Annotated in this window: 19 protein-coding genes; 9 read left to right on the top strand and 10 right to left on the bottom strand. The window is 65.2% G+C overall.

The window, feature by feature from the left end; translation table 11 throughout:
• Positions 1–150 precede the first annotated feature (150 nt).
• From D5084_RS16280 to D5084_RS16250, 7 genes are all read right to left on the bottom strand, one after another.
• A complete protein-coding gene (locus D5084_RS16280) occupies positions 151–1,683 on the bottom strand; it encodes a trimethylamine methyltransferase family protein (protein ID WP_128516552.1) in 1,533 nt (510 codons plus the stop codon).
• A 102-nt stretch (positions 1,684–1,785) separates the two neighbouring features.
• Entirely contained in the window at positions 1,786–3,417 is a 1,632-nt protein-coding gene (locus tag D5084_RS16275) for an alpha-D-glucose phosphate-specific phosphoglucomutase (RefSeq protein WP_128516551.1), read from the bottom strand.
• Positions 3,414–5,522 carry a glycogen debranching protein GlgX gene (gene glgX / locus D5084_RS16270; RefSeq protein ID WP_128516550.1) on the bottom strand — a complete coding sequence of 703 codons (2,109 nt, stop codon included), beginning with the start codon at positions 5,520–5,522 and terminating at the stop codon, positions 3,414–3,416. Before glgX ends, D5084_RS16275 begins: the two co-directional genes overlap by 4 nt.
• Before the next feature lie 23 nt (positions 5,523–5,545).
• Positions 5,546–6,970: a glycogen synthase GlgA gene (glgA, locus tag D5084_RS16265; protein WP_128516549.1), complete on the bottom strand. Its 1,425-nt coding sequence runs from the start codon at positions 6,968–6,970 to the stop codon at positions 5,546–5,548.
• A gap of 64 nt (positions 6,971–7,034) precedes the next feature.
• Entirely contained in the window at positions 7,035–8,306 is a 1,272-nt protein-coding gene (gene glgC, locus D5084_RS16260) for a glucose-1-phosphate adenylyltransferase (RefSeq protein ID WP_128516548.1), read from the bottom strand.
• Between the two features lie 37 nt (positions 8,307–8,343).
• Positions 8,344–10,515, bottom strand: coding sequence for a 1,4-alpha-glucan branching protein GlgB (gene glgB / locus D5084_RS16255; protein ID WP_128516547.1), 2,172 nt, complete (start codon positions 10,513–10,515; stop codon positions 8,344–8,346).
• A gap of 30 nt (positions 10,516–10,545) precedes the next feature.
• Positions 10,546–12,954 (bottom strand): glycogen/starch/alpha-glucan phosphorylase, encoded by a 2,409-nt coding sequence (locus D5084_RS16250; RefSeq protein ID WP_238382685.1) that lies wholly within the window; start codon positions 12,952–12,954, stop codon positions 10,546–10,548.
• A 236-nt stretch (positions 12,955–13,190) separates the two neighbouring features.
• Here D5084_RS16250 and D5084_RS16245 point away from each other — a divergent pair, with 236 nt between their 5' ends.
• Positions 13,191–13,388, top strand: a complete 198-nt coding sequence (locus tag D5084_RS16245; RefSeq protein WP_128516546.1) for a heavy-metal-associated domain-containing protein — start codon at positions 13,191–13,193, stop codon at positions 13,386–13,388.
• On the opposite strand, the gene D5084_RS16240 is transcribed toward D5084_RS16245, so the two are convergent.
• Together D5084_RS16240 and argE are read right to left on the bottom strand one after the other, a co-directional pair.
• On the bottom strand, positions 13,385–14,725 hold the full coding sequence (locus D5084_RS16240; RefSeq protein ID WP_128516545.1) for an NAD(P)/FAD-dependent oxidoreductase: 1,341 nt from the start codon (positions 14,723–14,725) through the stop codon (positions 13,385–13,387). The genes D5084_RS16245 and D5084_RS16240 overlap by 4 nt on opposite strands.
• Complete coding sequence (gene argE, locus D5084_RS16235) at positions 14,722–15,897, bottom strand: acetylornithine deacetylase (protein ID WP_162302458.1); 1,176 nt, start codon at positions 15,895–15,897, stop codon at positions 14,722–14,724. Before argE ends, D5084_RS16240 begins: the two co-directional genes overlap by 4 nt.
• 232 nt (positions 15,898–16,129) lie before the next feature.
• Here argE and D5084_RS16230 point away from each other — a divergent pair, with 232 nt between their 5' ends.
• From D5084_RS16230 to D5084_RS16210, 5 genes are all read left to right on the top strand, one after another.
• A complete protein-coding gene (locus D5084_RS16230) occupies positions 16,130–17,152 on the top strand; it encodes an ABC transporter ATP-binding protein (protein ID WP_128516544.1) in 1,023 nt (340 codons plus the stop codon).
• On the top strand, positions 17,145–18,191 hold the full coding sequence (locus tag D5084_RS16225) for an ABC transporter ATP-binding protein (protein ID WP_128516543.1): 1,047 nt from the start codon (positions 17,145–17,147) through the stop codon (positions 18,189–18,191). Before D5084_RS16230 ends, D5084_RS16225 begins: the two co-directional genes overlap by 8 nt.
• A complete protein-coding gene (locus D5084_RS16220; RefSeq protein ID WP_128516542.1) occupies positions 18,188–19,891 on the top strand; it encodes a peptide ABC transporter substrate-binding protein in 1,704 nt (567 codons plus the stop codon). The genes D5084_RS16225 and D5084_RS16220 overlap by 4 nt, the downstream gene beginning before the upstream one ends.
• A 71-nt stretch (positions 19,892–19,962) precedes the next feature.
• The gene (locus tag D5084_RS16215; protein ID WP_128516541.1) at positions 19,963–20,970 is read left to right on the top strand and encodes an ABC transporter permease; all 1,008 of its coding nucleotides are present in this window, start codon (positions 19,963–19,965) and stop codon (positions 20,968–20,970) included.
• On the top strand, positions 20,963–21,874 hold the full coding sequence (locus tag D5084_RS16210; RefSeq protein WP_128516540.1) for an ABC transporter permease: 912 nt from the start codon (positions 20,963–20,965) through the stop codon (positions 21,872–21,874). The genes D5084_RS16215 and D5084_RS16210 overlap by 8 nt, the downstream gene beginning before the upstream one ends.
• A gap of 71 nt (positions 21,875–21,945) precedes the next feature.
• Here the strand turns inward: D5084_RS16210 and D5084_RS16205 are convergent, their stop codons facing one another.
• Positions 21,946–23,226, bottom strand: coding sequence for a DUF3422 family protein (locus D5084_RS16205; RefSeq protein WP_128516539.1), 1,281 nt, complete (start codon positions 23,224–23,226; stop codon positions 21,946–21,948).
• 234 nt (positions 23,227–23,460) lie between these two features.
• Between D5084_RS16205 and D5084_RS16200 the strand changes: the two genes are divergently transcribed.
• The 3 genes from D5084_RS16200 to D5084_RS18485 all read left to right on the top strand — a co-directional run bounded on the left by D5084_RS16200 (position 23,461) and on the right by D5084_RS18485 (position 24,669).
• A complete protein-coding gene (locus D5084_RS16200; RefSeq protein ID WP_128516538.1) occupies positions 23,461–23,754 on the top strand; it encodes a hypothetical protein in 294 nt (97 codons plus the stop codon).
• Between the two features lie 112 nt (positions 23,755–23,866).
• Positions 23,867–24,391 (top strand): RNA polymerase sigma factor, encoded by a 525-nt coding sequence (locus tag D5084_RS16195; RefSeq protein WP_128516537.1) that lies wholly within the window; start codon positions 23,867–23,869, stop codon positions 24,389–24,391.
• Positions 24,388–24,669, top strand: coding sequence for a hypothetical protein (locus D5084_RS18485; RefSeq protein WP_162302457.1), 282 nt, complete (start codon positions 24,388–24,390; stop codon positions 24,667–24,669). The genes D5084_RS16195 and D5084_RS18485 overlap by 4 nt, the downstream gene beginning before the upstream one ends.

Below are 24,669 nucleotides of genomic sequence, written 5' to 3'. Positions count from 1 at the left end.
GCTGGAAAACACCAGCACAGGCCCTCGCCGAGGAACTCGAAAAAACACCAACAACCGTTGCACTTGGAACTTGAGTTAACCTAATCTGAACGCCCACAGCCAACCTATTGATTTCATTTGGTCCGAAAAACCGACCACGCGCGGCGCACCTCAGTACCAGGCATCCGCCACCCCGGCCTTCTTCCGCCCCACGAAGTCATGCAGGGCCTCCCTGACCCCCGCATCCAGAGGCGGGGCCTCATACTCCGCCAGCCGCTTCTTCCAGAGCCGGTTGGCCCGGATCGCCGCGTCCGCCGACCCCGCCGCCTCCCATTTTTCGAAGGGCTCGTTGTCCGACAATTCGCTGTCCCAGAAGGCGGTCTCATAGTGCCGCATCGTGTGGGAACAGCCGAAGAAATGGTTCCCCGGCCCCACCTCGGCGAAGGCCTCCACGGCCAGCTGATCGTCGTCGATCCTGATCCCGTCCAGATAGGCATGCAAGGCCCCGCAGAGGTCGGCATCCAGCATGAACTTCTCGTAGGACATCGACAGAAGCCCATCCAGAAACCCCGCCGAATGCAGGATGAAATTGGCCCCGCAATGGATGGCCGCCAGCATCGACATCGTCCCCTCCATCATCGCCTGCCCGTCCGGCAGCTTGGAGGTGGTGAAGTTCCCCGAACAGCGCAGCGGCAGGTTCAGCCGGCGGGCAAGCTGGCCGATCACCTGCGACCCGATGGCCGGCTCCGGCGTCCCGAAGGTCGGCGACCCCGACCGCAGCGACATCGAGGACAGGAAGTTCCCGAAGATGACCGGAGCCCCCTTCCGCTCCAGCTGGGTCAGCGCGCAGCCGGCCATCGTCTCGGCCAGGCTCTGCACGATCCCGCCCGCGTTCGTGACCGGCCCCATCGCCCCGCCAAGGATGAAGGGCACCACCACCGCCGCCTGGTTCGCCCGGGCATAGGCCCGCAGGGACCGGGTCATCGTCCCGTCCCAGACCAGGGGCGAGTTGACGTTGACGTTGCCCAGGATCACGCAGTTCCGATCCACGAAGTCGGCGCCGAACAGGATGCGGGCCATCTCGATGCTGTCCTCCGACCGCTCCTCGGCCGTCACCGACCCCATGAAGGGCCGGTCGCTGAGTTCGATATGGGCCAGCACCATGTCGAGATGCCGCTTGTTCACCGCCACATCCGTCGGCTCGCAGATCGTGCCGCCGGAGTGGTGGAAGTTGGGGCTTGATTGCGCCAACCGGATGAAGTTGCGGAAGTCCTCGATGGTCCCGAACCGGCGGCCGCGGTCGAGGTCCATCACGAAGGGGCTGCCGTAGGCGGGAGAGAACACCACGTTCCGCCCCCCGATCCGCACCGACTTGGCCGGGTTCCGCGCGTGCTGGGTGAACTCGGCGGGCGCGGACTTCAGGATCTCGCGCAGCATCCCCGGCTCGAACCGGACACGCACCCCCTCCACCTTGGCCCCGGCCGTCTTCCAGTGGTCCAGTGCCACCGGATCGTCGCGGAACTCGATCCCGGTCTCGGCCAGCACACGGTCGGCGGCAGCCTCGATGCGGATCAGGTTCTCCTCGGACAGGACATCATAGGTCGGGATGTTGCGCAGGATATAGGGACGCCCGACGCCCTGCCCCTTGTGCGCCCGCTCGGCCTGCCGTGCCTGGCGTCCCGCCCTGACCCTGACTTCGCCCATCGCCGCCCCCCGAAACTCGACATATGTGTCAGGTTTGTCGCTTTCGGGCGACGGGTCTGGTCAAACCGCGACCTCTGAAGGTCGGGAAACGCCCGAACGCCTTCAGGTCACGACATCCGGCGCGCTGCGGCCGGTATGGGTTGCGATGTCGGCAATCCGGTGAGCCGCACGGATCACCGGGGCAAGGGCCGCCTGGGCGTCAAGGTCAAGGCCGTCGGGACCCGCCGCGTAGCGCTCCAGATAGACCCGCAGGGTCGCGCCTTCGGTGCCTGTTCCCGACAGACGATAGACGATGCGGCTGCCATCGTGGAACAGGACCCGCACGCCCTGTTTCTGGCTGACCGAGCCATCGACCGGATCGGTGTAGGCGAAATCGTCCGCGGTCGAGACCGTCATCCCTTCGATCTGCTGTCCCGGCAGACCGGCCAGCGCACCGCGCAGCGCGGCCATCATCGCGTCGGCCTTGGCCGTCTCGATCGCCTCGAAGTCGTGGCGGCTATAGTAGTTGCGACCGTATTTCGCCCAGTGTTCGCGCAGGATCTCGGCCACCGACTGCCGGCGCACCGCAAGGATGTTCAGCCACAACAGGATCGCCCAGAGCCCGTCCTTCTCGCGGACATGGTCGGAGCCGGTGCCGAAGGATTCCTCGCCACAGATCGTGGCGCGGCCCGCGTCGAGCAGGTTGCCGAAGAACTTCCAGCCCGTCGGGGTCTCGAAACCTGCGATCCCCAGAGCCTCGGCCACCCGGTCCACCGCCGCCGAAGTCGGCATCGACCGCGCGACGCCCTTCAGCCCCGCCTTGTAGCCCGGCGCGAGCTGCGCATTCGCGGCCAAAACGGCGAGGCTGTCGGACGGCGAGACATAGATCCCCCGCCCGACCACCATGTTGCGGTCGCCGTCTCCGTCCGAAGCCGCGCCGAAATCGGGGGCGTCCGGGCCGAACATCTCGTCCATCAGCGCCTTGGCCCAGGTCGGGTTCGGGTCAGGATGCATGCCGCCGAAGTCCGGCAGCGGGGTTGCGTTGACGCAGGTTCCCTTCGGCGCCCCGAGACGGTTTTCAAGGATTTCAACGGCATAGGGCCCGGTGACTGCACACATCGAGTCCATCCGCATCCGGAAGCCGCCCGCGAACATCGCGCGGATCGCGGGAAAGTCGAAGAGCGTCTCCATCAGTGCCGCGTAGTCGGCGACCGGATCGACCACATCGACCACCATTGCCCCCAGCTGGTGCCGACCGATGCGACCCAGATCCACGTCCTGCGCCTCGAGCACCTTGTATTCGGTGATTTCGGTCGTCCGCCGATACATCGCCTCGGTCACGCCTTCCGGCGCGGGTCCGCCGTTCGGCATGTTGAACTTGACCCCGAAATCCTCATTCGGACCGCCGGGGTTGTGACTGGCCGACATGATGATCCCGCCATCGGTTTTATTCAACCTTATCAGATGGCTGGCGGCCGGAGTTGACAGGATCGCCCCCTGCCCCACGATCACCCGGGCCGCCCCGTTCGCCGCCGCCATCCGCAGGATCACCTGCGCGGCGCGGTCGTTGAAATAGCGCCCGTCGCCGCCGAGAACGAAGGTCTTTCCCGCCGCCCCCACCACGTCGAAGATCGACTGGACGAAGTTCTCCAGATAATGCCGCCCCATGAACACGGGCGTCTTCTTGCGCAGGCCAGAGGTGCCCGGCTTTTGCCCGGCGATGGCCTCGGTCAGGACAGTCGTGATCTGGGTCATGGCGCGGTTTCCCTTGGTGCGTCGGTCACAGAGCGGAAAAGCAGGACGGAATGGGCCGGAGCCTCGGCGAAGCCTTGGGCGGGAAGACCGGCCTCGGGCAAGTCCGGGCGGGTGGTATCCAGAAGCAGCGTCCAGCCCGGCGCAGTATCGGGCAGGTGCAGCGTCGTGGCAGAGCCGGTGTTGAACACGGCAAAGACGGCTTCGGGGTTCGGATCCCCGCCTTCGGCGGCCATGCGCAACTCGACGCAGAGACAGCGGAAGGCCGGATCATGCCAGTCCTCGTTGTGCGGCACAGTGCCGTTCGCGCGGCGCCAGATCACGTCTGGGATCCCGTCCGAGGGACGCGGGCGCGCATGCAGGAACCGACGCTGGCGCAAGACCGGCAGGGATCTGCGAAGCGCACTGAGGCGCTGGACGAAGGCAAGCAGGCCCGGATCGGCCCTGGACCAGTCGAGCCAGGTGGTCTCGTTGTCCTGAGCGTAAGCGTTGTTGTTGCCGCCCTGGCTGTGGCCGATCTCGTCTCCGGCCAGAAGCATGGGCACGCCCTGGCTGAGCATCAGGGTGGCCAGAAGGTTGCGCTTGCGCAGGGCGCGGGCGGCCAGAACCTTCGGGTCCGTGGTCGGGCCTTCGACACCAAGGTTGTCGGAATGGTTCTCGTGGTGGCCGTCGCGGTTGTCCTCGCCATTGGCGAAGTTGCGCTTGACGGTATAGCTGACGAGGTCCTCAAGCGTGAAGCCGTCGTGGCTGGTGACATAGTTGATCGACGAGGTCGCCGCGCGGCCCGAATGGTCGAAGCGTTCCGCGCTGCCCAGAAGCCGGGCGGCGAGGTCGCGGGTCATCCCGGCGTCACCCTTCCAGAACCGGCGCACACCGTCGCGGAACTTGTCGTTCCATTCGAGGAAGGGATGCGGATAGGCGCCCAGCTGATAGCCTCCGGGACCGATGTCCCAGGGCTCGGCGATCAGCTTGACGCGGCTGAGGACAGGGTCCTGGCGGATCGCGTCGAAGAAACCGCCGTTGGGGTCAAATCCGTGCTGCTCGCGTCCCAGAGCCGTCGCAAGGTCGAAGCGGAAGCCGTCGACATGGGCGGCCTCGACCCAGTAGCGCAAGCTGTCCATCACCATCCGCAGGACCATGGGGTGAGTGATGTTCAGCGTGTTGCCGGTGCCCGCGTCGTTGACATAGTACCGGCCGCCGCCCGTCAGGCGGTAGTAGCTGGCATTGTCGAGACCCCGGTAGCAGACGGTCGGGCCCCATTCGTCGCCCTCGGCGGTGTGGTTGTAGACCACGTCCAGGATGACCTCGATTCCGGCTGCGTGAAAGCGGCGGACCATCGTCTGGAATTCCCACAGCGCGCCCTGGCTCATGTAGCGGGCTTCGGGCGCGAAGAAGCACAGCGTGTTGTAGCCCCAGTGGTTTCGCAGGCCCCTGGACACCAGAAACCGGTCGTCGATGTAGGACTGGACCGGAAGCAGTTCTATCGCGGTGACGCCCAGCCTTTGCAGATGGTCGATGACCGGGTCCGACGAGAGGCCAAGGTAGGTGCCGCGCAGGCCCTTGTCGACGCCGGGATGCAGCGCCGTCATCGACTTGACATGGGCCTCGTAGATCAGCGTTTCGGCGCGCGGGGTGCTGGGGGCGCGGTCGTTGCCCCAGGTGAACGACGTGTCGATGACAACCGCCTTCGGCACCGCAAAGGCACTGTCGCGGGTGTCAAAGCTGAGATCGCCGCGGGGGGATCCGATCTTGTAGCCCATCAGCGCGTCGGACCATTTCAGACGGCCCTCCAGCGCGCGGGCGTAAGGGTCGAGCAGCAGCTTGTGCGGGTTGAACCTGTGCCCCTGTTCCGGAGCGTAGGGTCCGTAGGCGCGAAAGCCATAGACGGTGCCCACCGTCAGCCCGCCGACATGGATGTGCCAGATGTCTCCATCGCGCTCGACGATCGGCAGGCGGGCCAGTTCTTTGCGGCCGTCGGGGGTAAAGAGGCAAAGCTCGATCCGTTCCGCATGGGCCGAGAAGATCGCGAAGTTCACCCCGTCGCCCGTCAGACTTGCCCCCATCGGCCAGGGACGGCCGGGGCTGACCGCGTGACCCGAAAGCCGCATAGGCGGCGAGATCGACTGCGGTGTCACGCGGTCAGCCTTTCGTAAAGATCGGCATAGGCACCGGCCGAGGATTCCCAGCCGACCGGCTGCGCCATCGCATTCGCCCGCAGTTTCGCCCAGAGCTTCGGCTGACGATGCAGGTCCAGCAGCTGCGCCATGGCGCGGCCGAAGGCCAGGGCATCGACCGGGTGAAAGGTGATTCCGGTTGCCACCCCGACCGACAGCGCCGCGGGCGAGGCCCCGATGACCGTGTCGGCCAGCCCGCCGACCAGCGACACGACCGGCAGCGTGCCGTAGCGCAGGCCATACATCTGGGTCAGGCCACAAGGCTCGAACCGGCTGGGCACCAGCACGGCATCCGCCCCCGCAAACAGGCGGTGGCTGAGCGCCTCGTCATAGCCGATCTGCACCGCAACCCGACCCGGGAACCGCGCCGCAAGATTGCGCACCGCGGCTTCCAGCCCCGGATCGCCGCTGCCAAGCACGATCAGCCCGCCCCCGCCCAGCACGAAATCGGGGATGACGGCCGGCAGCAGGTCGATGCCCTTCTGGTCGGTCAACCGACTGACGACGATCGCCAGCGGGCCCGGCACCTCCAGCCCGAAGTCCTCGCACAGCCTTGCCCGCGCCCTGGCCTTGCCTGCCATCGCCTTGCGACTGAAGGGAGGATCCTCTGCTTCGGGGTTCCAGAGGTCGGTATCGACACCGTTCAGGATGCCGGACACGACCGGCCCGCGCGCGGCAATCACGCCCTGCAGGCCCATCCCGAATTCCGGTCGCATGAGCTCTGCCGCGTAGGTCGGCGACACGGTGGTGATCCAGTCGGACGTCACCAGCGCCGCCTTCAGGCTGGAGAGTCCGCCGTAATATTCCAGCGCCTCGGGGTGGAAAGCGTGGCCCGGCAAGCGCAGCACGCCCAGCATGTGCGCCGGAGACCAGCCCTGGAAGGCGATGTTGTGAACCGTGATGACCGATTTCACCCCGCCGTTGCCATGATAGGCCAGATAGGCAGGCGCCAGCCCGGCCTGCCAGTCATGCGCGTGCAGGATATCGGGTTTCCAACCCTCAAGCCCCTCGCGCGCGATACGGGCGGCGACCCAGGACAGGGCCGCAAAGCGCACCGCATTGTCGGGATGTTCGCCCGTCGGCCCGGAATAGGGGCCGCCTTCGCGGTCATAAAGATGCGGCGCGTCGAGAAGCAGCAGGGGGACGCCCGCCACCTCACCGGCCACAACGCGGCCCGGCCCGCCCCAGAGATCGGCTTCCTGCCAGACGACCGGCCAACCAGAGGCCTGGGCGCGCAAGGCACGGTAGGCCGGCAGAAGCACCCGCATCTCCCAGCCGGTCCTTGCCAGGGCAGAGGGCAGCGCTCCGACGACATCGGCCAGCCCCCCGGTCTTGACCAGGGGGACGCATTCAGAGGCCACCGACAGAACCCGACCGCCCATTTGCCTTGCCTTTCCGTAACTTCCCGCCCGGGGCTAAAGTAAACCCCGCGCAAGGTCCAGACTGTCAGCCCAAAGCCCTGGCGCGGGCATCCAGCATGTCCTGGGTGATGAGCACAATGCCGCCCTCGGACCGGCGGAACCACCTGGCATCCTCCTCCGGGTCCTCACCGATCACCAGACCTTCCGGGATCACCACGCCCCGGTCGATCACGCAATTCTTCAACCGGGCCTTCCGGCCCACCTCTACCTGCGGCAGGGCCACCACATATTCCAGCGTGGAATAGCTGTGCGTCCGGCAACCGGTGAACAGCAGGCTGTTCGACACGGCCGAACCCGAGACGATGCAATCGCCCGAGACCAGGGACGATACCGCGCTGCCCCGGCGGCCGTCCTCGTCGTGGATGAACTTGGCGGGCGGCACGATCTCGGCATAGGTCCAGATCGGCCAGGAACTGTCGTAGAGGTCCAGCTTGGGGACGAAATCGGTCAGGTCGATGTTCGCCTGCCAGAAGGCGTCGATGGTGCCCACGTCGCGCCAGTAGGGTTCGGTTTCCAGCCCGCTGGTCACGCAGCTGTCGGAAAACCTGTGGGCGACGGCCTTGCCGTTCTTCACGATATGCGGGATCAGGTCGAAGCCGAAGTCGTGGCTGGAATTGTCGTCCTGCATGTCGCGGATCAGCAGGTCGCGCAGGAAGGCCCAGTCGAAGACATAGATCCCCATCGAGGCCAGCGCATGGTCGGGGTCCCCCGGAATGGCCGGCGGGTCCTTGGGTTTTTCCAGGAAATCGGTGATCCGCATGGTCTTGTCCACATGCATCACGCCGAAAGCCGAGGCCTCTTTCCTTGGCACGGTCAGGCAGCCGATGGTCACGTCGGCCTCCGCCTCGACGTGCTGGTGCAGCATCACCTCGTAATCCATCTTGTAGATGTGGTCGCCCGCCAGGACGATCACATACTTCACGCCGTAGCTGTCGACGATGTCGATGTTCTGCGCGATGGCGTCGGCGGTGCCGCGATACCAGTTCACCTCGTCCATCCGCTGGCTGGCAGGCAGGATGTCCAGGTATTCGTTGCGTTCCGCCCGGAAGAAGCCCCAGCCGCGCTGGACATGACGGATGAGGGAGTGGGCCTTGTACTGCGTCGCAATCGCCATCTTGCGGATGCCCGAGTTCAGCGCGTTCGAGAGCGCAAAGTCGATGATCCGGGTCTTGCCGCCGAAATAGACCGCCGGCTTAGCGCGGCGATCGGTCAGTTCCTTCAGCCGCGACCCCCGACCGCCTGCCAGGACAAAGGCCATGGCCTGCGACGACAGGCGCTGGTTCGGTCTTGCTTTCATCGACGTCCCTCCCCCTAGGCGGTGCAACCGCCGGTTCTCATCCCTGTTGCAGATACACTGCCGAGAGCGGCGGCAGCGTGACAAGCGCCGATTGCGGCAGGCCGTGCCAGGGCGTCTTCTCCGTGGTCACCCCTCCCAGGTTGCCACGGTTGCCCCCGCCGTAGATTTCGGCGTCGGTGTTCAGGATCTCGGTCCATTTGCCGGGATGCGGCAGACCCAGCCGATACTGCCGCTCCAGCGGGGTCATGTTGACCACCGCCACCACCGGCCTGTCGCCCTCCTCGCCCTTGCGGACCCAGGCATAGACCCCGGCCTCGGCATCGTTCGACTCGATCCAGGCAAAGCCCTCGGGCCGCGTGTCGTTCACATGCAAGGCGCGGGTTTCGCGGTAGACCCGGTTCAGATCGCGCACCAACCGCTGCATCCCACGATGTTCCGCAACATCAAGCTGATGCCAGTCGAGGCTCTGGTTGTGGTTCCACTCGGCGCCCTGCGCGAACTCCTGCCCCATGAACAAGAGTTTCTTGCCGGGATGCGCCCACATGAAACCGTAGTAGGCGCGCAGGTTGGCGAACTTTTCCCAGGCGTTGCCCGGCATCTTCGACAGCATCGAGCCCTTGCCGTGCACGACCTCGTCATGGGAAATCGGCAGGACGTAGTTTTCCGACCAGGCGTAGACCAGGCCGAAGGTCATCTGGTGGTGGTGGTATTTGCGGTAGATCGGGTCCTTCTGCATGTAGCTGAGGGTGTCGTTCATCCACCCCATGTTCCACTTGAACCCGAAGCCCAGCCCGCCCCAGTTCGCGGGCCGGGACACGCCCGGAAAGGCCGTCGATTCCTCGGCAATCGTCATGATCCCCGGCACTTCGCCATAGGCCGTGATGTTCATGCTGCGAAGCACATCGATCGCCTCATAGTTTTCGCGGCCGCCGTCCTTGTTCGGGATCCATTCGCCAGGCTTGCGGCTGTAGTCGCGGTAGAGCATGGACGCCACCGCATCCACCCGCAGCCCGTCGATGTGGTATTCCTCAAGCCAATACAAGGCGTTGCTGACGAGGTAGTTCTTCACCTCGACCCGGCCGTAGTTGTAGATCAGCGTGTTCCAGTCCTGATGGAACCCCTCGCGCGGGTCCTCGTGTTCATAAAGCGCGGTGCCGTCGAACCGGCCCAGGCCATGGGGGTCCGTGGGGAAATGCCCTGGCACCCAGTCGAGGATCACCCCCAGCCCCTTGCGGTGCGCCGCGTCGACAAAGGCGCGGAATTCCGACGGTGTGCCGTGGCGGATGGTGGGGGCATAGAGTCCCACCGGCTGATAGCCCCAGGACCCGTCGAACGGGTATTCGCTGACCGGCAGGCATTCGATGTGGGTAAAGCCCATGTCGGCGGCGTAGTCCACCAGCTGGTCGGCCAGTTCCAGATAGCTCAGCATCCGGTTTCCGGGCGCGCGCCGCCACGAGCCGAGATGGACCTCGTAGACGGAAATCGGCGCGTCGATGCCGTGTCTGGCAGCCCGGCTGTCCATCCAGCCCTCATCGTGCCAGTCACCCCGGATTGTCCTGACAACTGAGGCCGTTGCGGGCGGATGTTCAGATCCGAAACCGACCGGATCGGCCTTGAGCGGCAGGATCGCGCCACCCGGCCCCCTGATCTCGTATTTGTAGGCGACACCCTCGGCGAGGTCGGGCATGAAGATCTCCCAGACACCGGTCGCGCCGCGGCGGCGCATCGGGTTGCGGCGGCCGTCCCAGACGTTGAAATCGCCGACGACGCTGACCCGCTCGGCATTGGGTGCCCAGACCGCGAAATGCACACCGTCCACCCCTTCGTGCGTCATCACATGCGCGCCAAGCGCCTGCCACAACCGCCGATGGCTGCCCTCGCCCAGCAGGTATTCGTCCAGTTCACCCAAGACCGGGCCAAAGCGATAGGGATCGTCGAATTCCCACGTAGTTCCATGGCCTTCCGCGCGGAACCTGTAAGTCGCCTTCCGCGCCAGGGCGCAGGTGAACAGGCCCGGCAGGCCCGGATAGGGCACCGCCTCGACCTCGGTCCTGCCGGTGACCAGCCAAAGCCGCTCGGCCCCCGGCACGAAGGCCCGGATTTCCCAGCCCTTCGCCACCTTGTGCGGCCCCAGCACACCGAACGGATCGCCGTGCCAGCCCCCGGCGATCGCCTCGGCTGCGCCCCTGTCGAGTGTCGTCTCAGCCATGCTCTCCTCCCCGAAAGCCTGCCGGAGCGCCTATAGCCCGGACGTCGCCTGCCAGATCTCTGCCATGTAGCCGCGGATCGTGCGGTCGGACGAGAAGAAGCCGCTTCGGGCCGTGTTCATCGCCGCCATCTTCCACCAGCGGTCCGGGTCGAGATAGGCCCTGTCCACCTCGGCCTGTGCGGCATGATACGCGGCGAAGTCGCTTGCCACGAGAAAATAGTCATGGTGCCAGACCCGGTGCACCGATTGATGGTACCGCTCCGGTTCTTCGGGCGAAAAGCGCCCCTCGGCGATCATCTGCAGCACATCCATCAGCGGCTGGCTGGCCTCGATCGCCTTCCTGGCATGATCGGGGTCTTCGCGGCGCCTGGCCACCTCTTCGGCGGTCAGGCCGAAGAGAAAGAAGTTCTCGGCCCCGACTTCCTGAAGGATCTCGACGTTCGCCCCGTCAAGGGTCCCGATGGTCGGCGCACCGTTCATCATGAACTTCATGTTGCCCGTGCCCGAGGCCTCTTTCCCGGCGGTCGATATCTGTTCGGACAGGTCCGAGGCCGGGATCACGCGTTCGGCCATCGTGACGTTGTAATTCGGCGGGTAGATGATCTTCAGCAGGTCCCCGGTCACCGGGTCGTTGTTAACAACCTCGGCCACATCGTTGATAAGGCGAATGATTTCCTTTGCTACTGCATAGCCCGGCGCTGCCTTGCCGCCGAAGATCTTCACACGCGGCACCCAGGGTCCCTTCGGGTCTGCCCGCAGCTTGTGCCAATGGGCAATCGTTTCAAGAATGTTCAGTAGCTGGCGCTTGTATTCATGGATGCGCTTGATCTGCACGTCGAACAAGGCATCGGGCGAAACCGGCACCCCCATTTCCCGCCCGATCCAGTTCGACAGCACGACCTTGTTCGCGCGCTTGGCCGCCGCGAAGTCCGCCCGGAAACCCGCGTCGGCCACATGCGGCTCAAGCTCGCGCAGACGGTCAAGGTCCGCCTCCCAGCCCGGGCCGATGCTCTCGGTGATCAGCTTCGACAAGGGCCGGTTCGCCATCCGCAGCCAACGGCGCGGGGTCACGCCATTGGTCTGGTTGATGATCCGCCCGGGATGAAGGGCGCTCAGCTCCGGGAAAAGCGTCTTCCTGACCAGGTCGGTATGCAGGGCGGATACCCCGTTCACCTTGTGCGACATGATGAAGGCCAGTTCGCCCATCCGCACTTCCTGGTGCTTGACGATGCCCACATAATGCGGCCGGCTCGGATAGGTCCGGCGATGCCAGCTGTCGATCCGCTCGACGATCTGCATGTGCCGCGGCAGGACGTTGCCGAAGGTGAAGGTCGCCCATCGTTCAAGAGCTTCCGGCAACAAGGTGTGATTGGTGTAGCCCAGGCAGGCCCGAGCGATGGTCAACGCCTCATCGAAGGGCAGCCCGTGTTCGTCCGACAGAAGCCGGATCAGTTCCGGCCCGGCGATGGCCGGATGGGTGTCGTTCATCTGGATCGCCACATGCCGCGGTAGGGCGCGCAGGTCGCTGTGGTTCGACAGATACCGCCGCAGGATGTCCTGCAGGGCTGCCGAGGTCAGGAAGAATTCCTGCTTCAGCCGCAGTTCCTTGCCCTGATAGGTGGTGTCGTCCGGGTAGAGCACCCGTGACAAGGTCCGGGCCAGGGTCTCCGGCTCTGCGGCGGCCGTGTAATCGCCCCGGTTGAAGCGTTCGAGGTCGAAGTTCGTCGTCCCCTTCGCGCCCCAGAGCCGCAGCGTGTTCGCCCATTTCCCCTGCCAGCCGACGACCGGAGTGTCATAGGCCTCGGCCGTCACGGTTTCCTGCGGATACCAGATGTCCTTGCCGTCGCGGCTTTCGACATGGCCCTTGAAACCGATGGTGTAGGCGCTTTCGGGCCGGGCGAATTCCCAGGGATGGGCCTGCGCCAGCCAGTTCTCGGGCGTCTCGACCTGGCGGCCGTGGTCGAAGTGTTGCCGGAACAGGCCGTGTTCATAGCGGATGCCATAGCCATAGGCCGGGCAGCCCAGCGTCGCCATCGACTCCATGAAACAAGCCGCAAGCCGTCCCAGGCCGCCGTTGCCCAATGCCGCGTCCGGTTCGTCGTCGATCACGGCGCGAAGGTCGACACCCACCGCTGCCATCGCCTCGTTCGCGGCGTCATAGAGGCCAAGGTTGATCGTGGCATCCTCAAGGATGCGGCCGATCAGGAATTCCATCGACAGGTAGTAGACCCGCTTCCTGTCCTCGGCCCAGGTGCGCTTGGTCGAGGCGAACCACGGTTCGACGATCCGGTCGCGGATGGCATGAGACAAGGCCAGGCGCCAGTCATGCACCGATGCATGCGGGGCGTCCTTGCCGACCGTAAAGGTCAGGTGGCGCAGGATGTCGGCCTGCAACAGGTTCGGGGTCACGCTCAGATCGGTCACGGGTCTGTCCAGCAAGATCGTCTCCTGAGAAAGCCTAAGCGCCGGGGGGCGGCGGTCAAGCGGGCTTTCGGGGCTATGGGCAGAAAGCCTCTGTTACCGCAAACATTAAATCCATCTAAGTGATTTAAAGCGGTTTGAGAACATGATTCGTTGAATTTGACAGCAGGACGGCAGAGATGTCGCACCTGCAAGGCACCCTCTTGACGCGGCTGCAAGGCTGGGTCCCAATCAGGATGAAAGAGGATCCGTTCATGACCACGCTATCTGTTCCCGACATGAGCTGCGGCCATTGCAAGGCTGCGATCGAATCCGCGCTTGGCGCCGTGCCGCAGACCGGCGAGGTCCGGGTCGACCTTGAGGCGCGCAAGGTCGAGGTGACCGGCACCGCCCCCGTGGCAGACCTCTTGAAGGCGCTGGAAGCCGCAGGCTACCCGGCCACCGTTGTCTAGAGGCTCGGTCCCGGCTCGATCCGGCTGCCGTCGCTGAACCGCGACAGGCGAAAGCGGCTCAGGTCGTGGCCGAGGGGTCGGCCCGTCACGAGGTCGGCCACAACGCGCCCCATCCCCGGCCCGATGCCGAAGCCGTGCCCGCTCATCCCGGTGGCGATGGTCAGACCGGCAAGCCCCGCATGGTCCACGATCGGCACCACGTCCGGCAGGCTGTCGATCATGCCCGCCCAGGCGGCCTTGAGCTTCGGTCGGCCCAGAGAGGGGAAGGCCCGCGCAAAGCTGTCCTGCACCTCGGACAGCGTGCCCAGGTTCGGCGGGGGGGTCAGCACGCGTTGCCGTTCGAAGGGGCTGGGAGCCTCCATCGACCAGCGGCGGGGTGTGGTCCAGGCGTCGGGGAAGCCTTTCGGGGCTGCGAGCCGGAAGTTGGTAGACCGGAAATCCTTTTTCAAAACAGGCAGATAGACGCCAAGGCTGGCAAATGCGTCGCGACCGATGAAAAAGTCGTGCCGAGAGCCGGGGGCAATGGAATAACCCCCATCCTCGCGCCGCCGGAAGGCAAAGTCATCGTCGGCCGCATTGCCGGCAAACACCTCGGGCATCGGCACGGTCGCGGCCACGGAGGCGAGGACGGAGAGCTGCGGAATACCGATCCCGTGCTGGCCCAGGAACAGCCGCGACCAGGCCCCCGCCGCGACGACGACATGGTCGCACGCGATCCGCCCGGCCTCGGTCACCACGCCCGCGACCCTCCCGCCCGCCAGGTCCAACCCGCGCACCGCGCAGGCCTCGCGCAGGATCACGCCCTTCTCTTCGGCCAGCGCCGCCAGGGTCGGAACCGCAACCCAGGGCTCGGCCCGCGCGTCCGATGCGGTGAACAGCCCGCCCTTCCACGGGGCCGCCGCGCCCTTGAGCAGGCCTGCGGTCTCGTCGGCAGTCAGAAGCCGCGTGTCCAGCTGATGTGCGCGGGCGTGTTCGGTCCAGGCCTCGAACCCCGCGATCTCGGCCTCGGTCTTTGCCAGATACAATACGCCCGTCTGCCGAAAACCAAGGGCGTTGCCGGTGCGGGCCGCCAGGTCTTTCCAGATCGACAGGCTTTCCACCATGATCGGCAGTTCGGCGGGGTCCCTGCCCTGCTGGCGCACCCAGCCCCAGTTGCGCCCCGACTGTTCCGCGGCGATCCGGCCCTTTTCGCACAGCACCACGGAAAGCCCGCGATCCTTCAGGAACCAGGCGGTCATGACGCCGATCACGCCTCCGCCGACCACGACGACATCGGCGCGACCAGGCAGGTCTGCCCGGAACCGGACGGGCGTCTGCTCGGAGATCGGAAAATTCACGCCAGCCGCTCCAGCAACCTTAGCATGAACTGATGACCCGCCGCGAACTCGGTGATCTCAAGGTATTCGTCCGGCTGGTGTGCCTGGGCAATGTCGCCCGGGCCGCAGACAATGGCCGAATAGCCTGCGTCCTGGAATTGCCCGGCCTCGGTGCCGTAGGACACCACGCCGGTCGCGTTGTCCCCGGTAAGCGCCCGGGCCAGCGCCTCGGCCGCACCGTCCATCTCGGGCCGAAGGGGCGAGACGTCGAAGAACTTTGTCAGTCTGACCCCCGCTTCGGGGCGCCGGGCCTTCAGCGCAGCATCCAGCCGCATCGCTTCGGCCCGGAAGGCATCGGCATGGGCGTTCGCGTCGTCATCGGGCACGCAACGCATCTCGACCGCGAACCGGCAGTCGGCGGCGGTGATGTTGTCGGCAGTCCCCCCGGCAATCCGCCCCACATGCAAGGTCGTGAAAGGTGGATGGAACCGTTCCGCAATCACACTGCGGGGACGCGACTGAATTTCGTCGTTACGGGTGTTGATCCAGTCGATCAGCCTTGCCGCCTCCATCACCGCCGAGACGCCTTCGGGCAAGAGCGAGGAATGCACCTCGTAGCCCTTCACATGCACGGCAAAGCCGGTGCCGCCCTTGTGCCCGGTGATGACCTTCATCCGCGACGGCTCGCCGATCAGCGCAATTGACCCTTGGGGAAACACCCGGCGAAGGGTCTCGATCATCGGCGGCGCCCCGGTGCAGCCCACTTCCTCGTCATAGGACAGCGCCAGTTGCAGCGGACGCGACACCCCGCTGCGTTGGGCTTCGACCACCGCCCACACCGCAAGAGCGACATAGCCCTTCATGTCGCAGGTCCCGCGACCGTAAAGCCGCCCGTCCCGTTCCACCACTGTCCAGGGGTCCGAGGTCCAGCTTTGTCCGGTGACTGGCACCACATCGGAATGCCCCGAAAGCACCACCGCCCCCTCGATCCACGGCCCGGCATGAGCCATCAGCGCCGCCTTCTGCCGGTCCTCGTTCCAGTGACGCGCACAGCGAACCCCGTGTCCGGTCAGGTAGGTCTCAAGCCAATCCACCAGGGCGAGATTCGAGTCGCTGCTGACCGTCGGAAACCTGACCAACTGATCCAGAATCTGACGCGGCGTCAGCACGGTCATCGAGATTTCCCTTGCCATGACTACATTTGGTAGCCAGCCTGTCTTCCTGTCTGACCCAAGTCAATATCTGGCAAAGTGACGCAAGGTCCAGTCATTTTGCCCGATGAACAGTCTGGAATCGCGCGCCAAATCGGGATTGATAGAAGGCCGAGAATCGGAAAGAGTTGATCGAAGGGCGGCAACCACAAGCTGCATGGCCGAGAAAACGGCCAACAATAACAAGACCAAAGAACGTCGCGGGGAGTACTGAATGGCCGAACCGGCCGAGTCCGTCCTTGAAGTCAGGGACCTGAAGACCGTTTTCCGCACCCGCGGCGGCGAAATTCATGCCGTGAACGATGTCAGCTTTCACCTTCGTCGGGGTGAGCTGCTGGGTGTCGTGGGCGAAAGCGGCTCGGGCAAATCGGTGACGATGATGTCGCTGTTGCGCCTGCTGCCCATGCCGCCTGCCGAGATCCGGGGGGGGCAGGCCATCCTGAACGGCCGCGATCTGATCGCGATGGGCGATGACGAATTGCGCGCCGTCCGGGGGGCCAAGGTCGGTTTCGTGTTTCAGGATCCGATGACCAGCCTCAACCCGGTCTTCACGCTGGGCAACCAGATCATGGAGCCGCTGATCAAGCACCTGAAGATGTCGAAGGCCCAGGCCGAAGCGCGGGCCCTCGAACTGCTGGAGCTGGTCGGCATCCCGGGTGCCAGGCAGCGCCTGTACCAGTACCCGCACCAGTTTTCCGGCGGGATGCGGCAGCGGGTGATGATCGCGATTGCACTGGCTTGCGATCCCGACGTGCTGATCGCGGACGAGCCGACAACGGCGCTGGACGTCACGATCCAGGCTCAGATCCTGGAACTTGTGAAAGAGCTTCGCCAGAAACTGGGCATGGCGATCATCTGGATCACGCATGATCTGGGCGTCATTGCCGGGATCGCCGACCGGGTCATGGTGATGTATGGCGGCCAGATCGTCGAGCAGGCGCCGGTGCGCGAGCTGTTCGCCAACCCGCAGCATCCCTACACGCGCGCGCTGCTCCAGACGATCCCGAGGATCACCGGCGAGCGGGAAACCCGGCTTAAGGTGATCGAGGGCCAGCCGCCGATCCTGACGGGCCCGCTGACGGCCTGCCCCTTCCGGGCGCGCTGCGAATATCGCCACGACACCTGCGACAGGATCAACCCGTCGCGCCGGGCCATCGACGGACTGCCGCTGGGTCAGGGCCACGACGTCGCCTGCCATTGGAACGCCCCCGTCGCTGCGGAGGCCGCTCATGCTTGATGCCGCGGGCCGACCGCTGGTTCAGGTCGAGAACCTGAAGATGCACTTCCCGATCTATACCGGGATCTTCCGCAGGCACACCGGCGATGTGAAGGCCGTGGACGGGGTGTCGTTCCAGATCATGGCGGGACAGACGCTGGGTCTGGTCGGCGAATCCGGTTGCGGCAAGTCCACGGTCGGTCGGGCGATGCTGCGCCTGTACGAGCCGACCGCGGGGCGCGTCGTGATCGATGGCGAGGATGTTGCCAGTATGCCGTCCGAGGCGCTGCGGAAAAAGCGGCCAACCATGCAGATGGTGTTCCAGGACCCGCAGGCCAGTCTCAACCCCCGGATGACCCTGGCAGAAATCGTCAGCGAACCGCTGGATGAGCACACCGACTGGACCCGCGACCAGAAGCTGGAGAGGGTCTACGAGCTGATGGATCAGGTCGGCCTCAACCGCCGCTTCGTCAACCGCTTCCCGCACGAGTTTTCCGGTGGCCAGCGCCAGCGGATCGGCATCGCCCGCGCCTTGGCGCTGAAACCGCGTTTCATCGTCTGCGACGAACCCATCGCGGCCCTCGACGTTTCGATCCAGGCGCAGGTGGTCAACCTTCTGGAAGACCTGCAGGAAAAGCTGGGTCTGACCTATCTGTTCATCAGCCATGACCTGTCGATGGTCCGCCACCTCGCACAGCGCGTGGCCGTCATGTATCTGGGCCGGATCGCGGAACTGTCCCCCTCCCGGGACCTTTATGCCCGCCCGTTGCATCCCTATGCCGAGGCGCTCCTCTCTGCCGTCAACGAGCCCGACCCGGTGCTCGCTGCCCGGCGCAAGCGCATCATCCTGAAGGGCGACGTCCCCTCCCCGGCCAATCCGCCGCAGGGATGCAACTTCTGCACCCGCTGCCCCAAGGTCATGGACATCTGCAAGACCGTGAAGCCCGACCTTGTCGAGGTTGAACCGGGCCGCATGGTCGCCTGCCACCTATATCCCGCCGCCGGATCAACCGGCGCGTCCGAGGCGTACGAGCGTAACCAACAAGGAGAGACCCAATGAAACTCAGAGCCGCCCTTCTGGGCGCAGTGGCCGTTGCAGGGCTGGCACCCGCCGCCTTTGCCGAACGCGGCACCGATGGTGAGGTGAAGCTCACCTTCCCGCAGGCCGTGTCGATCATGAACCCCTACCTTTCGGGGGGCACCAAGGACATTCTCGCCGCAGCAATGGTGCTGGAGCCGCTTGCGGTGACGGATCCGGACGGCGTTCTCGTCCCGCGTCTCGCCGTCGAAATTCCCACGGTGGAAAACGGCGGCGTGTCGCCGGACCTGACCTCGATCACCTGGAAGCTGCTGCCGGACCTGAAGTGGTCGGATGGCACGCCGGTCACCGCCGATGACGCGGTGTTCACCTGGCAGTACTGCACCCATCCCGAAGGCGGCTGCAGCCAGGCGACCAAATACGAAGGCGTGGCCTCGGTCGAGGCGGTCGATCCCTCGACCATCAAGGTGACCTTCACCGCACCCAAGCCCAATCCCTACACGGCCTTCGTCAGCGGCCTGTCGCCGATCCTGCAAAAGGCGCAGTTCGCCAACTGCCTTGGCGCCGCCGCACCGACCTGCACGGATGCGAACAACATGCCGATCGGCACGGGACCTTTCAAGGTGACCGGCTTCACGGTGAACGATACCGTCACGATGGAAGCCAACCCGAATTACCGCGATCCGGCCAAGCCCGCCTTCGCAAAGGCCATCATCAAGGGCGGTGGCGATGCCGAAAGCTCGGCCCGCGCGGTGATGGAAACGGGCGAATTCGATTACGCCTGGAACACCCAGATCCCGCCGGACAGCCAGGCTGCGATGTCGGCTGCCGGCAAGGGGCAGTTCGTCGTCGCCTTCGGCACGCTGGTCGAGCGGCTTGAGATGAACACGACCGACCCCGACCCGGCCCTGCCGGAAGGCGAGCGGTCCACGGCCAAGCATCCGCATCCGATCCTGTCGGACATCCGGGTGCGCACCGCGCTGTCGAAAGCCATCGACCGTTCGATCCTGGTCGAAGTGGGCTACGGCGCGGGCGGCAAGCCGACCTGCAACGTGATCCCCGGACCGGCGGAATGGGCCTCGGACAACGACGGCTGCATCGCGCAGGACATGGAAGGCGCCAAGGCGCTGCTGGATGAAGCCGGTTGGAAGGACTCGGACGGCGACGGCATCCGCGACAAGGATGGCAAGAAGCTGAAGCTGCTCTACCAGACCACCGTCAACCCGATCCGCCAGGACTTCCAGGCTCTCATCAAGGATTGGTGGACCGAGCTGGGCGTCGAGGTCGAGCTGAAGGCCATCGACCCGGGCGTGTTCTTCGGCGGTGATCCGGGCTCGCCCGACACGTTCCAGAAGTTCTATGCCGATGTCGAGATGTATGCCAACAACTCGGAAACCCCTGACCCGGAAAGCTATCTGGGCCAGTACCAGTGCAAGAACGCGCCGACCCCGGAAACCCAGTGGCAGGGCGAAAACATCAACCGCTTCTGCGACCCGGCCTATGATGCCCTCTATGCGGAACTGACGAAAACCACCGAGCTGGCCAAGCGTCAGGAAATCGCGCGGAAACTGAACGACATGGTGACGAAGGACTCCATGATCGTCGTTCCTCTGGTCCATCGTGGCACGTTGTCGGCACACTCCAACTCGCTTGGCGGTGTCCGGATCAACGCCTGGGACATGGAAACCTGGAACGTCGCGGACTGGTTCCGCGTCAAGTGACCTGATCCCGCGGGGCCGGAGCGATCCGGCCCCGCGACCTTTTCCTTCCTTCGATCCGGGGCGCCCCGCGCATGCTTACCTTCACGCTTCGCAGGCTGATGCTGGCTATTCCGACCCTTCTGGTCATCAGCCTGGTGATCTTCCTGCTGGTCGATCTGGCGCCCGGATCGCCGCTGTCCGACATTCCTCTGACCGTGCCCCCTGACGTCCGTCAGAAGATGATCGAGGCCATGGGCGCCGATCAACCCGTCTTTGTCCGCTATTTCCTGTGGCTCCGGCAGTTCTTCTGGGTCGAGCCCGCCTACCTGTTCGACAGCTGGTTCGGCACCACCTGGTCCGAAGGCGAGCTGCGCATCCTGTCCTGGCAGTCGCGCAGCCCCGTCTTCACCATCATCGGCCAGCGTCTGCCGCAGACCCTGACGGTCATCGGGACCGCCTATCTTGTCGGCGTCCTGATCGCGGTCCCGATCGGCATCTATTCCGCCTACCGTCAGTATTCCTGGTTCGACCAGGCCGGAACGATGTTCGCGATGATCGGCTTTTCCGTGCCTACCTTCTTTTCCGGCACGCTTCTCATCATCATCTTCGCGGTCTGGCTGGGCTGGTTCCCGACAAAGTACGACACGCAGCTTGTGGTCAACGACTGGGAAAGTTTCCTCAAGCAGGTCCGGCAGATGGCCATGCCGGTGATGACCCTGGGCCTGGCAAACGCCGCTGCGATCAGCCGCTACATGCGATCCTCGATGCTGGACAACATGGGGATGGACTATGTGCGCACCGCCCGGGCCAAGGGCTTGTCGGAACGCACCGTGGTCCTGAAACACGTCCTGCGCAACTCGCTGATCCCGGTTGTCACCGTGATCGCCCTGGGCATTCCCGCCATCTTCGGAGGCGCCATCGTCACCGAGAACCTCTTTGGCGTGAACGGCATCGGCGCGGCGCTGATCGGGGCGATCCAGGGCAACGACATCCCGATGGTGCAGACGATCGCCTTCATCTTCGCGGTCCTGATCGTCCTTTTCAACCTGATCGCCGACATCCTGTATGGCCTTCTCGATCCCAGGATCCGCTATGACTGACGTCAGCACCACGCAACCGAAGCCGAGCAGCCAGATGCGCGACATCTGGAACCAGTTCCGCACGCACAAGGGCGCGCTGTTCGGTCTTGTCACCCTTGGGATCCTGATCGCGGCCGTGCTGATCGGTCCCTACCTCTGGATTCCCGAAAAACTCTCGGTGGCCGAGGCGATCAAGCTGAAGAATCAGGGCCCTTCCCTGCGCTTCCCGCTTGGGACCGATCAGCTTGGCCGAGACATGCTGGCGCGGATGCTGCTGGCCGGTCGCGTCTCGCTGGCCGTGGGCCTGGTCGCCATGGTCATCGCCATCGTCTTCGGGACCTTCATCGGGATCCTTGCGGGCTACTTCCGCCGTCTCGACAGCCCCCTGATGCGGCTGACCGACATGTTCCTGGCGCTGCCGCTGATCCCTCTGCTTCTTGTCATGGTCATGCTGTTTCGTGACCGCATCGCCGGGGTCATCGGTCCGGAACTAGGGGCCTTCACGCTGATCGTCTTCGCCATCGGCATCACGTCCTGGATGGCGACGGCCCGCATCGTCAGGGGCGAAGTCCTGACGCTGAAAGAGCGGGAGTATGTTCTGGCCGCGCGGTCGATCGGCGCAAAGCCCAACCGGATCATCCTGCGCCACATCCTGCCCAATGTGGTCTCGCCCGTGATGGTCGCCGCGACCCTGGGTGTGGCCGAGGCGATCATCACCGAATCCGTGCTGTCATTCCTGGGTCTTGGCTTTCCACCCGACTTCCCGACCTGGGGGCGCCTGCTGTTCGACGGCCTGCAATACATGCAGGTCTACCCCGAGCGCGTGGTCTGGCCGGGCCTTGCCATCTCGCTGACCGTGTTGTCGGTGAACTACATCGGCGACGGCTTGCGCGACGCCCTCGACCCGCGGATTCGCGGCAGATAACGCTGATCGCCGCCTGGCGCTCCTCGCCCGGTCAGCGGCGAGGAGAAGCCGACAGCGCAAGGGGAGACGCTTCAGTGCAGCGTCTTCCGTATCCGCCGGACCATCAGCCAGACTGCCAGCACAACCACCGGCACCAGCCCCGCCAGAAGCACGCCATGGCTGATGTGCAGCGCATAAGCCGCCGGCTCCAGCAGATAGGCGGCGAGGTTGACTGCGTAATAGCTGATCGCCACAGTCGACAGTCCCTCGACCGTCCGCTGCAAACGAAGTTGCAGGTCGGCCCGCTGGTCCATGCTTTCCAGAAGCTTCTGGTTCTGCGCCGACCGCTCCACGTCCACCCGCGTCCGAAGCAGCTCGGCCGCACGCTCGGCCCGTTCGGCCATGGCCTTCAACCGGCTTTCCGACGACTTCACCGTCCGCATCGCCGGGTCATAGCGGCGCATCATGAACTCGGCAAAGGTCTGGCGCCCGTGAATGCGCTGCTCGCGCAGAACCTCGATCCGCTGGTTGACGATGGCCTCATAGGCCGCCGTCGCGCCAAAGCGGAACGAAAACTGCACCGCCAGACTTTCCAGTTCGGCCGAGATGGTCAGCAGATCGTGCAGCGCCACCTCGGGGGCCGGTTCGGGATTGTCGAGGCCGGAGACAAGGGCCGAAAGCCTGGGGTCAAGCGCATTCAGCCGCGCGGAGAGATCCCGCGACCGCATCAGCCCCAGCATGGACATCGCCCGGTAGGTCTCGATCTCGCACAGCCGCTGCACGATCCGCCCGACCCGCCGCGGCCCGGTGCCAGGGGCGACAAACACCGCGAACCGCATGTGTCCCGCCGGATCTATCCGGAAATCCCCCGCCACCACTGCCGCGCCGTCCACTACACGGCTGACCGCCAGGCTTTCGGGCACGAACCATGCGTCCAGCCGGTTCAGCAGATCCTCTTCGCTTGGCGGCATCGCCTCGATCCGGATCAGAACCGACGCGAGCCGTTTGCCGGGGGCTTGCGACAGCCAGTCTTCCGGCAGAACCTCGGCTTCAGTCGGATCGAACGGACGCGCCGAGACCCCCTTGGTGAAGGCCGTATAGGTCACGAACTCGGTGTGACTTTCCCATTTCAGCTCGGCCCGGCCGATCGGGCCCTGGAAATGCGTGGCGCCGGGTTGTGGATGGGCCGACCCGTTGCGGTCCAGCAAAGCCAGAAGATGGGCAAGGTCCTTCCCCCGGTCCCGGTTCTGGGCCTGCACCGGCTCCTTGATCGCCACATAGACTGCGGTCGAGGGCACCTCCAGGGACGGGAACGGCCGCGCATGCAGTTCGTTGACGGTGGCATAGCGGAGCGGATGGTCGGGAATCGGCATGTTTCGGGTCCGGTCTCGGGCAGGTCAATTTCGCGCATAGCCAGATTTTTCGTGGAAATCCATGGTTTTATCAGCATGCGACAGCATACTTCGTGGCGTGTCGCGCATCTGGTTCAACTTTGCTGCATTCCTCAGCGTAGGGACAGTCCCGCAGCTGCGTAAAGCCTGATACGACGCGGGATGGTCTTGCGTCGCCCCACTTCCGGCCCAACCGCCCCGAACAAGGATAACCCCATGCGCCGTTTCCTCCTCATCGCCGTCCTGACTGTTCCGATGAGCCCGGCCTTTGCCGACGTGACCGTAACCGGCGACCGTGGCGGCAGCGCCGTCATCTCGCGCGACTGTGCGCGGGCCGAGGGTCAGTCGACCTGCACGCGGCAGACGCTTCTGACCGGGCCTGACGGCAAGACCGCCTCCAGGACCCGGATCCGGACGGCCGAACGTGGCTATCTTGCAATCAATGTCACCGTCACCGGCCCGCAAGGCAACACCCGCACCCGCGACCGCAGCCTCACGCGGGGCGACTGATGGCAACAGGCAGACCGATCCGGGCCGGGTCTTGTTTCCCCGGGCAGATTGACCAAGCTGAGACCGAAGGCGGGCGAGGACACGGGTGGCGGCGGACGAGGATCGGCAGACGATGGCTGCGCTTGCGGCTGGTGACAGGCAGGCGATGGCCCTTCTGATACGCCGCCACGGGCCGGGCCTGCGCCGTTTCCTGACCGGGGTCCTGACCACCCCGCACGAGGCAGAGGACCTGGCCCAGGAAACCTTCCTCCGGGTCTGGTCGGCGGCATCCCGATACGATCCGGCGCTTGCATCGCCCGCGACCTGGCTCTACCGGATCGCCCTGCGCCTTGCGATCGACCGCAACCGCCGGACCGGATTTCGCCGCTTCCTCGGGCTTGAGGCGGTCCCCGACCCGCAGGACCCGCAACCCGGCGCGGAACGGGACCTTGCCGCCCGGCAGGTTCTGGCCCGGACCCATCAGGCATTGAGCACCCTGCCGGGCCGACAGCGACAGGCGCTTCTGTTGCGCGCCGCCGGCGGGCTGACGACTGCCGAAATTGCCGCCACACTGGGCATCAGCCCCGGGGCGGTCGAACAGCTTCTGGTCCGCGCCCGTGCCGCGCTCAGAGACATCACATCGGGGGAATTGGAATGACACAACCGGATGACGATGCGATGGATGCAGCCCTCGCCCGTGCGCTGTATGCCGGCGCCGAGGATATCGCCCCGCTGTCACGGGCCGTTCTCACCCGGCTGGTGGAGCCCTCGAAGCCGGTTCGACTGCCGCTTTCCGAGGTTCTGGTCCAGCCTTTGCCGGTTGCGGCGCTCTTCCTCTTTCTCCTCGGGCTGGCCGCGCTATCGGGCTATCTGGCGGCTCCTGCGGCCCCGGACGAGATCTCTGTCATTGCCGAGTTGCTTGGTCTGGGGAACTAG

The sequence above is a fragment of the Tabrizicola thermarum genome (genome assembly GCF_003574395.1).
In the GTDB taxonomy this organism is placed as follows: domain Bacteria; phylum Pseudomonadota; class Alphaproteobacteria; order Rhodobacterales; family Rhodobacteraceae; genus Tabrizicola; species Tabrizicola thermarum.
The sequence above is the reverse complement of the archived record's forward strand: the minus strand, read 5'-3'. Positions and strand labels throughout refer to the sequence as shown.

Excerpts from the sequence above, each read along its gene's own strand:
- D5084_RS16280 (WP_128516552.1), bottom strand. The coding sequence starts at position 1,683 with ATGGGCGAAGTCAGGGTCAGGGCGGGACGCCAGGCACGGCAGGCCGAG.
- D5084_RS16275 (WP_128516551.1), bottom strand. The coding sequence starts at position 3,417 with ATGACCCAGATCACGACTGTCCTGACCGAGGCCATCGCCGGGCAAAAG.
- glgX (WP_128516550.1), bottom strand. The coding sequence starts at position 5,522 with ATGCGGCTTTCGGGTCACGCGGTCAGCCCCGGCCGTCCCTGGCCGATG.
- glgA (WP_128516549.1), bottom strand. The coding sequence starts at position 6,970 with ATGGGCGGTCGGGTTCTGTCGGTGGCCTCTGAATGCGTCCCCCTGGTC.
- glgC (WP_128516548.1), bottom strand. The coding sequence starts at position 8,306 with ATGAAAGCAAGACCGAACCAGCGCCTGTCGTCGCAGGCCATGGCCTTT.
- glgB (WP_128516547.1), bottom strand. The coding sequence starts at position 10,515 with ATGGCTGAGACGACACTCGACAGGGGCGCAGCCGAGGCGATCGCCGGG.
- D5084_RS16245 (WP_128516546.1), top strand. The coding sequence starts at position 13,191 with ATGACCACGCTATCTGTTCCCGACATGAGCTGCGGCCATTGCAAGGCT.
- argE (WP_162302458.1), bottom strand. The coding sequence starts at position 15,897 with ATGGCAAGGGAAATCTCGATGACCGTGCTGACGCCGCGTCAGATTCTG.
- D5084_RS16230 (WP_128516544.1), top strand. The coding sequence starts at position 16,130 with ATGGCCGAACCGGCCGAGTCCGTCCTTGAAGTCAGGGACCTGAAGACC.
- D5084_RS16225 (WP_128516543.1), top strand. The coding sequence starts at position 17,145 with ATGCTTGATGCCGCGGGCCGACCGCTGGTTCAGGTCGAGAACCTGAAG.
- D5084_RS16220 (WP_128516542.1), top strand. The coding sequence starts at position 18,188 with ATGAAACTCAGAGCCGCCCTTCTGGGCGCAGTGGCCGTTGCAGGGCTG.
- D5084_RS16215 (WP_128516541.1), top strand. The coding sequence starts at position 19,963 with ATGCTTACCTTCACGCTTCGCAGGCTGATGCTGGCTATTCCGACCCTT.
- D5084_RS16210 (WP_128516540.1), top strand. The coding sequence starts at position 20,963 with ATGACTGACGTCAGCACCACGCAACCGAAGCCGAGCAGCCAGATGCGC.
- D5084_RS16205 (WP_128516539.1), bottom strand. The coding sequence starts at position 23,226 with ATGCCGATTCCCGACCATCCGCTCCGCTATGCCACCGTCAACGAACTG.
- D5084_RS16200 (WP_128516538.1), top strand. The coding sequence starts at position 23,461 with ATGCGCCGTTTCCTCCTCATCGCCGTCCTGACTGTTCCGATGAGCCCG.
- D5084_RS16195 (WP_128516537.1), top strand. The coding sequence starts at position 23,867 with ATGGCTGCGCTTGCGGCTGGTGACAGGCAGGCGATGGCCCTTCTGATA.
- D5084_RS18485 (WP_162302457.1), top strand. The coding sequence starts at position 24,388 with ATGACACAACCGGATGACGATGCGATGGATGCAGCCCTCGCCCGTGCG.